General features: G+C 68.8%; 2 protein-coding genes. One reads left to right on the top strand and one right to left on the bottom strand.

All coding sequences use genetic code 11. The features are described 5' to 3' along the window. The coding region (locus DPV74_RS39930; RefSeq protein ID WP_162923292.1) for an exodeoxyribonuclease V subunit gamma at positions 1-1,874 on the bottom strand (1,874 nt) is incomplete at its 3' end. 181 nt (positions 1,875-2,055) lie between these two features. On the opposite strand from DPV74_RS39930, the gene DPV74_RS39925 reads away from it, so the two are divergent. Then, the coding region (locus DPV74_RS39925; RefSeq protein ID WP_119339189.1) for an FUSC family protein at positions 2,056-3,678 on the top strand (1,623 nt) is incomplete at its 3' end.

Below are 3,678 nucleotides of genomic sequence, written 5' to 3'. Positions count from 1 at the left end.
GGATCGTCGAGCGCGGCGGCCAGCCCGGCCCGGACGACGGCCGCCGGCAGCGCTTCGTCGGGCGCCCCCTCCGTCATCGCGGCCAGCATCGCGTCGAGCGCGTCGCGCACGCCCGCGAGCGCATCCGCATACGCGGCGCCCGAATCGAAGAAACGCGCGAGCGTGTCGGCGAACAGTTCGCTCCAGCCGTGCGGCGTATGCGATTCGGCCAGCCGCCGCGCGAAGCCGTCGAGGTCGTCGGTGAAGCGTGCGAGCCGGCCGAGCAGTTCGGCCTCGCTGCCGGTGGCCGCCTCGATCGGCAGCCACGCGCCGACCGGCGCCGCGCCTTCCGGCATCGCATAACCGAGAAAGAGCCGCGCGAGCGCATCGGAGAACGTATGACGCGGCGACGGCACGGCCGCATCGTCGCTCGCGAGCGGCGACAGCCCGCGCCGCGCGCCGGCGGCCGCGAGCCAGGTCTGCACCGTCTCGAGCGCCGTCGCGTCGATGCCGTAGCGTGCCGACACCGCGTCGACGCGCAGCCATTCGACCAGCTCGGGCGCACCGACCTGCCGCTCCGGCAACGCGAGCCAGTCGAGCAGCACGCGCGCGACCGGGTTCGCCTGCGAAGGCGGCAGGCCGGTGATCCGGTAAGGCACGCGTGCACCGCCGCTGCCGGCCGTGCCGAACACGGCGTCGATCAACGGCCCGGCCGCCGCGAGATCGGCGACCGCGACGAGCACGTCGGACGGCTGCAGGCTCGCGTCGGCGTCGAACCACGCGAGCAGCCGGTCGTGCAGCACCTCGAGCTGGCGCGCGAGGCTGTGGCACACGTGCACCTCGATGCCGCGCTCGGCTGGGGCATCGCCGGCTTCGGCCTCGGGCCGCAGTTCGAGGATCGCGTTCTGCACACGCGCGAGCCACGTCGGCGCGGGATTCTCGATGAAACGCGACGCGTCGCCCGACGCGGCGCTTTCCGTCAGTTCGTGCAGCATGTGCAGCTGCGCCTGGGTCTGCCTGCCCCATTCGGCGAGCAGCGGATGGCCGACCTCCTGGTAGTCGAGGCGCCCGGCCGCGTCGAGCGCCTCGGCATGCGCGGCGGTCACGATGTCGAACCAGAATTCGCGGCACGGGTTCAGCGCATAGACGCGCACGTCGATCCAGCGCGACAGCTCGCGCAGCAATGCGACGTGCAGCGGCGGCATCGTCGGCAGCGCGAACACGCTGACCGATTCCGGCCAGTGCGTGCGTGCGCGCGCGACGGTTTCAGGATCGAGATGGCGCGCCTCGACGAGGAAACGGTGCGCCGGCGGCGTGCCGCTGTCGCTCAGTTCGGCGAGCAGCGCGCGCCACAGCGCGGCCTGCCAGCGCTCGTCGTCGCGCGCGGCGTCGCTGATCCCGCGCGGCGCGCCGTCGCCCGCGAGCACGGACTCGCCGGCCTGCCACGCGGCGAGCCACTCGGGACGATAGGTCAGGTAATGGTCGAGCACGGCCGCGACGCGGTGGGCAAGCTCGTAGCGCATCGCATCGTCGGACGCGGACAGATACGCGGCCAGCCGCGGCGACGCGAGCCACGGCGCACCGTCGGATGCCTGCGCGAACAGCCGGTAGCAGCGCCACACGAGGCGGTCGGGTGCGAACGGCGAACGCGCGGGCACCGTCAGCACGCGGCCGATCTGCGCCCACAGCCATTGCGCGAGATACGTGAACTCGACGTTCGCGCATACGCCGTTGCGCGCGGCGATGTCGAGCTCGAGGCGACGGCGCAGCGCCGCGCTCGGCACGATGACCTGTTGCGGCGCCCACGGGCCGTTGCGGGCCGGGAACGCGGCCAGATCCTCGAGCAGCGCGTCGGCCAGCGTTTCGTGACGGTTCGAATAGAAGAGATGGAGCATGAAGCAGGCGTCGGAACCTCGCGCGGGCAGGGCCGGGCGAACAGGATCACCAAGGATAGCAAATGGACCGCCTCCGCGAACCTCGGCCGGAAAGCCAGGTTTTGCGGACCGCGAAATACGATAGACTCGTCGCCAGTCAATACGCCGCCCCGGGCGTCTTCGTCTGCCATTCAGTCCATCGATGCGCTATTCGGTCGAAATCAGAAAGTTTTTCTACAGCCAGTACTTTTTCGGCGGCCTGCGGATCGCGGTCGGCGTCTCGCTGCCGGCCGTGCTGTGCCTGATCGTGTTTCACAACCGCGAGCTCGGCTTCACGATCTCGACCGGCGCGCTCGGCGCGTGCGTCGTCGACATGCCGGGCCCGCTCAAGTACAAGCACAACGAAATGCTCGCGTGCAGCGTGATCGGCTTTCTGGCCGCGCTCGCGACCGGCCTTGCCACACCGAACATCTTCGTGCTGTGGCTCACCATCGTGCCGCTCACCTTCGTGCTGTCGCTGATCGTCGTCTACGGCAACCGCTGGCCGCAGATCAGCTTCGCGACGCTGTTCATGATGGTGATGACGCTCGAGGAGAAGTTCACGCCGCTGCAGGCGTTCATCAACGCCGGCTGGATTCTCGCGGGCGGCCTCTGGTACACGTACTGGGCCACGCTCGTGTCGCGATGGCAGGCGCGCCGGATCGAGCAGCAGGCGCTGGCCGAGAGCCTGTTCGCCTGTGCCGACTACCTGCTCGCGCGCGCGCAGTTCTACGACCTTGATGCCGATCTCGACGAGTGCTACCGCAATCTCGTCGCCAAGCAGATCACGGCGGTCGAAACCCAGGAAACCGCGCGCGACATCGTGCTGCGCAACCTGCCGAAGCTGCGCCGCGGCAAGCTCGATCCCGGCCGCACGACGATGTACAACCTGTTCATCAACAGCGTCGACCTGCACGAGCTGTTCGTCGGCGCGCACACCGATTACCCGCTGGTGCGCAACACGTTCGGCGGCTCGGACCTGATCATCTTCTATCGCGACCTGATCGGCAAGGCGGCCGCCGATCTCGAGGAGATCGGCCTCGCGGTGCTCGAAAACCGCGCCCCGCATTCGCGGATCAGCGTGAAGGCCGAGCTGCGCGCGATCGAATACGAGATCGAGCTGATGCGCAAGAAGAACTTCCCGGCCACCAACGCGGAGGCGTATGCGGCCGTGCTCGCCACGTTCCGGCGCATCTGGAGCGCGACGCGCCTGATCGACCGGATGCGCCGCAACCTGTCGGGCCACGCCGATCCGCAGCAAACCGAACTGAAGATCGACAAGGCGCTCACGCGCTTCCTGCAGCGCCGCCGGATGTCGCCGCTCCTGATCTTCTCGAACCTGAACATGCGTTCCCCGAGCTTCCGCCACGCGCTGCGCGTGACGATCGCGGTGGCGGTCGGGTTCTGGCTCGGCCGGCTGCTGCCGCTCACGAACGCGTACTGGATCGTGATGACGACCATCATCATCCTGAAACCCGGCTACTCGCTCACCAAGCAGCGCAACGCGCAGCGGATCATCGGCACGCTGATCGGCTGCGCGGCGAGCATCGCGCTGATCTACACGGTGAAGGAGCCGCACCTGCTGATCGCGATCATGTTCGGGTCGATGGTGATGAGCTACAGCCTGCTGCTGTTCAACTACGCGGCGAGCGTCGTGTTCACGTCGTCGTACGTGCTCCTGATGTTCCACCTGCTCGCGCCGGGCAGCATGCGGATCATCGGCGAGCGCGCGATCGACACCGTGGTCGGCTGCATGATCGCGATCGCCGCGAGCCGGCTGTTCCCG

This window comes from Burkholderia sp. HAN2018 (assembly GCF_024704855.1).
GTDB lineage: Bacteria > Pseudomonadota > Gammaproteobacteria > Burkholderiales > Burkholderiaceae > Burkholderia > Burkholderia cepacia.
This window is presented reverse-complemented; position numbering and strand designations above follow the sequence as displayed.